Origin of the sequence: Sulfitobacter sp. (genome assembly GCF_036961165.1) — a bacterium.
Taxonomy (GTDB): domain Bacteria; phylum Pseudomonadota; class Alphaproteobacteria; order Rhodobacterales; family Rhodobacteraceae; genus Sulfitobacter.
This window is the reverse complement of record NZ_JBALVJ010000147.1, coordinates 1-4,461: the sequence shown is the minus strand read 5'-3', so window position 1 is coordinate 4,461 and position 4,461 is coordinate 1. Positions and strand designations below refer to the sequence as shown.

Annotated in this window: 4 protein-coding genes and 1 pseudogene; all 5 read right to left on the bottom strand. The window is 57.5% G+C overall.

The features are described 5' to 3' along the window. Positions 1 to 202 (bottom strand): annotated as a pseudogene (locus tag V7730_RS22210) (hypothetical protein); the annotation flags it as partial. Further along, entirely contained in the window at positions 202 to 1,503 is a 1,302-nt protein-coding gene (gene phnE, locus V7730_RS22205) for a phosphonate ABC transporter, permease protein PhnE (RefSeq protein ID WP_335749738.1), read from the bottom strand. The gene phnE (V7730_RS22205) and the pseudogene V7730_RS22210, both read right to left, overlap by 1 nt. Then, positions 1,500 to 2,384 carry a phosphonate ABC transporter, permease protein PhnE gene (phnE, locus tag V7730_RS22200; RefSeq protein WP_335749737.1) on the bottom strand — a complete coding sequence of 295 codons (885 nt, stop codon included), beginning with the start codon at positions 2,382 to 2,384 and terminating at the stop codon, positions 1,500 to 1,502. Before phnE (V7730_RS22200) ends, phnE (V7730_RS22205) begins: the two co-directional genes overlap by 4 nt. A 70-nt stretch (positions 2,385 to 2,454) precedes the next feature. Then, a complete protein-coding gene (phnD, locus tag V7730_RS22195) occupies positions 2,455 to 3,363 on the bottom strand; it encodes a phosphonate ABC transporter substrate-binding protein (RefSeq protein WP_335749736.1) in 909 nt (302 codons plus the stop codon). A 57-nt stretch (positions 3,364 to 3,420) separates the two neighbouring features. Continuing rightward, on the bottom strand, positions 3,421 to 4,224 hold the full coding sequence (gene phnC / locus V7730_RS22190; protein ID WP_335749735.1) for a phosphonate ABC transporter ATP-binding protein: 804 nt from the start codon (positions 4,222 to 4,224) through the stop codon (positions 3,421 to 3,423). Positions 4,225 to 4,461 lie beyond the last annotated feature (237 nt).

Sequence of the window (4,461 nt, the reverse complement as noted above, 5' to 3'; positions counted from 1 at the left end):
AAACTCCCGCAGAGCGTTTCAATGCATGTGTTGCGTCGATCAGTTGAGACCGCCCGGCAAAGCGGTCGCAATATGAATAGTCGTCCATGTGACTGTGGGCCAAGCGGCTGCCGCATCCAATCTCGACATAACGTCCAAAACTCGCATCGGTAATCTCGCAATCAGGGTGCAAAAAGGGTTTGTCTTCGGTCAGTCGCGCCATCAGTGTCCGCCCCCATCGCCATTGATCAGCTTGCGTCGCAGCCAACCTGACAGCGTGTCCATCGACATCACCAGCAGGATTATCAGCACGATGTAATAGCTCACTTCTTCCCAGTCCTTCTGTGTGGCAATCGCTTGGGTCAGCAACAACCCGATCCCGCCACCGGTTATTGCACCGATAATCGTGGCTGAACGGGTGTTGGATTCAAAGTAATACAGGATCTGGCTCAGCAGCACCGGAATGATTTGCGGGATCACACCAAAGCGGTAGCGCTGCAGCGGCTTGGCGCCGGTAGAGGCGATGCCCTCAATCTGCTTCTCGTCAACGTTCTCTAGCGCCTCTGAAAACATCTTCCCGAATGACCCCGTGTCAGTCAGCAAAATGGCGAGAGCACCGGTCAGCGGCCCCGGCCCGAACGCGCGGCTTAGTACAATCGTCCAGATCAGCCCGTCCACGCCGCGCAAGAAGTCAAACACCCGCCGTGCGGCAAAGCGGAGAACACCCAGAGGGGTGAAATTCCGCGCCGCAAGGAAAGCCAGCGGCAGCGCAATGATTGCAGCACCGGAGGTACCCAAGAACGCCATCAGCAACGTCTCGAACAATGCCCAGAACACATCACCATGCCGCCACATCTTATTGGTCCAGAACCCGTCCACGATCGCGGCCGCCTCACCAGAGAACGCCTTCGAAACAAGTTGCCCCGCGCCCATCTCGTAATAGGGGCTATCGAGCGTGAAAAAGAACAGCTCCCAGCCGTAGTTGTATTTGAACACTTCAGCGCGAGCGCGGGTTACAGTCAGACGGCCCGCATCGGTTGCGATCATCACGCGGTTCTTCGAGGCATTGATGTACTCTGGCAGCTCACCCTGTGGGAAGACGGCATTCACTCCGTTTCCGTCTGGCCGCGCTGTCACTGTGCCGTAACCGGGGATTTCATAGCGCACCTCTGGCCCCAGCGTGATCATATGACCGCTGCCCAGATCAACAGTGGTGATGTCTCCGCTCTGGCTCACCCAGCTGGGCATCATGCCGTTGGGGTACTGCGCCTTGCGCTCCCCCTCAATTGCGATGGCGACAGCGCCGTTGCGGTTATCCTGCGCTACGTGGGTCTTGTAGCTATAGGTGTCAGAGACCAACGTGCGAGCATTGTTCACATTGATCCGTTCGCCAAGTCCGGCCATTTCGAAGGACACCAAGATATAGGCGAAATAGGCGCAGATGATCACAGGCACTGCGAAAGCTGTCAGCTTCTTGCGGCTAAACTGCGTGACAGTCTGCGTTTGTAGGGTTGCGGTGTTCATAGCGTCACCTCCGCGCTGGGCATGCCGTGGGTCAGGCGATTACGCAGGATGCTCGACAGCTGATCAACGGCAACAATTGTGAGAAAAAGCAGGATAAAGATCGCTGCGGCCTCGTCGTATTTGCCGACGCCCCAGCTCATGGTGTTGCGCAGGTCGTAGCCGATCCCACCGGCCCCCACGAAGCCAAGGATCGCTGACGCGCGGATGTTAATCTCGAACCGCAACAACGCGTAGCTGAGGTAGATCGGCGCGACCTGTGGCACAACGCCCAGCCACATTCGTTGCGTCCAGTTCGCCCCGACCGATGCCAACCCCTCGACTGGTTTAAGCGAGGCGTTCTCGTTCACTTCCGAGAACAGCTTGCCCAAGGCGCCCACCGTGTGCAGCGCAATCGCGATCATTGCAGGCACAGGGCCGCCACCAAGCATGAAGATCAAGACCAGCGCGATCACGATCTCTGGCAAGGCGCGCAAGATATCAAGGACACACCGCAAGGGCCCAACCAGCCACGGCACAGGTGCCAGTCCGCGCGTCACGAGCAGCGACATCACCAGCCCAAGCACTGCACCTAATAGGGTCGAAGCAGCGGCGATGTTGATCGTCTCGACCAGCGACGGCAGGTATTTGATAAGATACCCCGGCATGAGATGCGCACGCTCCACCGCTTCGCTGATTAGCGCGGCGGGGAAGTCGAACACGTTGCCCAGCCCGTCCCAGAATCCGCCGGCATTGCGGCTGTCAGCCGTCACAAAACCCGCGCCAAGAAGCGCCAGAAACAGCACCAGCATGATGAAATTCATCAGCCGTTTGGCTTTGACCTGCGCCAGATAAGCTTGGCTTAAATCAGCCACCGCATTGTGCGTTGTCACCTTGTTCACCATGATCCACCCAAAACCAAATTGCTGGCCCCGGACAAACCGGAGCCAGCAGATTGTGCTGAAATCGTTTCGCTTAATTCGATTTCGTCTGACGGGCGGCTACAATTGAATCGTAGGCTTCGTGCGTGATTGGATCAAAACCAAGCACCTCACCGCCAGCGACTGCTGCGGCGCACTCTGGGTCAGTTTCGCCCATCGTGTCGATGATTGCGGTTACTTTGGCGCGTACATCGTCAGGCAGCGCGTTGCGCAGAACCACTGGCTCGCCGGGGATCAGTTTGGAGCGCCAGATTTCTACCAGATCGTTCATGTCGACCAGACCGGCATCAACCGCTTTGCGCAATGCGCCGAAGGTATAGCCGTCTTCCCAGTTGCCCTGACCGTCCGTCCATGTGACGCCGCCGGCCACATCGCCGTTGTTCACTGCAACGATGGTCTGCTCGTGACCGCCCGTGAATTTCACTTCACCAAAGTACTCACCGCTTTCCATGCTGGCACCGGTTATTGTCGGGATCTCGATGGACGGGATCAGGTAGCCGGAGGTGGAGTTCGGATCACCAAAGCCAAACACTTTGCCCTTCAGATCTTCCAGCGAAGTCACACCGCTGTCAGTACGCGCAAACCCGATGGAGTAATAGCCGGTGGAACCGTCGGCGTTGACCTTCACAAGGATCGGAGAGGCGGCTTCAGGATCGGCAATATGGACCGCAGCGTAGGAGGACGGACCCATCAGCGACAGGTCGATGGTGCCGCCAAGCAAACCTTGGATCACGCCATTGTAATCCGCAGGCGCGAACAGCTTTGTCGGAACGCCCAGTGCATCCTCGACTGCGCTGCGCAGGCATTCGTTGCTGTTCATGCGGTCCTGAGCGTTCTCGCCGCCCAGAATGCCAATGCGGAATTCGCTGATGGCATGCGCATCGGCATGGGCCGCGCCTGTCAGGGCAGTGGACATAAGGGCAGCTGCGATGATCTTTTTCATCTTGTTCTCTCTTCGGTTAATAAGCACCCCGCGAAGGGTGCGGGGAAAAACGAGGGGCTACTGGGCCGCGATGGGCGCGGCAGCATTGGTCTCAATCTCGGTCGAGGTTGTCACTTCGGAAAAGGACGCATCCGCGCCGTAAATCTCACGCGCGGTGTCAGTGGTCAGCTCATACGGCGTGCCGTCGAATACGATCTTGCCAGCACGCATGCCGATGACGCGGTCACAATAGCGGCGCGCGGTATCAAGCGTGTGCAGGTTGGCAATCACCATGCGGCTGTCTTGCTCATGAATGTCGCGCAGCGATTGCATCACCACTTGCGCGTTCATCGGGTCAAGCGAGGCAATAGGCTCATCTGCCAGAATGATCCGCGGGTCCTGCATCAGGGCGCGGGCAATCGCCACGCGCTGTTGCTGACCGCCGGACAGCGCTTCGGAACGCTTGGGCGCATGTTCGGCAATGCCAAGACGTTCCAGAATGTCGATGGCGCGGTGGATGTCTTCGTCAGGGTAAAGGTTGAACATCGTCGAGAAGGTAGAGCGGCGGTTCAGCGTGCCGTGCAGCACGTTGGAGACCACATCCAGACGCGGCACCAGATTGAACTGCTGAAAGATCATCGCGCATTGCGACTGCCATGTACGCTTGGCCGCGCCGCGCAGGGCCGTGACGTTAGTCCCGTCAAATTCGATCTCACCCGAGGTCGCATCGGTCAGACGGTTGAGCATCCGCAGCAGCGTGGATTTACCCGCCCCAGACCGCCCGATGATCCCGATCATCATGGGCTTGTCGACGGTAAAGCTCGCAGCTTCTACAGCCGTGTTGGCACCAAATGATTTTGTAACACTTTCAAAACGCAACATATCGCGACCCCCTTGATTGGGGGTGACCTATTGGTTGTTCACTACGGGCTTGTTTCTAATTTAAGAAGGTTTTGTAACAAGGTCTTTGGGTTGTGGATTGCGGCGACGGTGCAGAAAGGTGGTGTCCACATTCTGTGAAAGTGAATTGCGGTCGGCGGACGTTATGATGATGTCAAATGGCAGCTATGGGCGGCGATTTTAACGGGTCGACGCAACACTTTAATCTTTAGCCAAAGA

What these genes read in the sequence shown, in the direction of transcription:
- phnE (WP_335749738.1), bottom strand. Translation starts at nt 1,503, where the DNA reads ATGAACACCGCAACCCTACAAACGCAGACTGTCACGCAGTTTAGCCGC.
- phnE (WP_335749737.1), bottom strand. Translation starts at nt 2,384, where the DNA reads ATGGTGAACAAGGTGACAACGCACAATGCGGTGGCTGATTTAAGCCAA.
- phnD (WP_335749736.1), bottom strand. Translation starts at nt 3,363, where the DNA reads ATGAAAAAGATCATCGCAGCTGCCCTTATGTCCACTGCCCTGACAGGC.
- phnC (WP_335749735.1), bottom strand. Translation starts at nt 4,224, where the DNA reads ATGTTGCGTTTTGAAAGTGTTACAAAATCATTTGGTGCCAACACGGCT.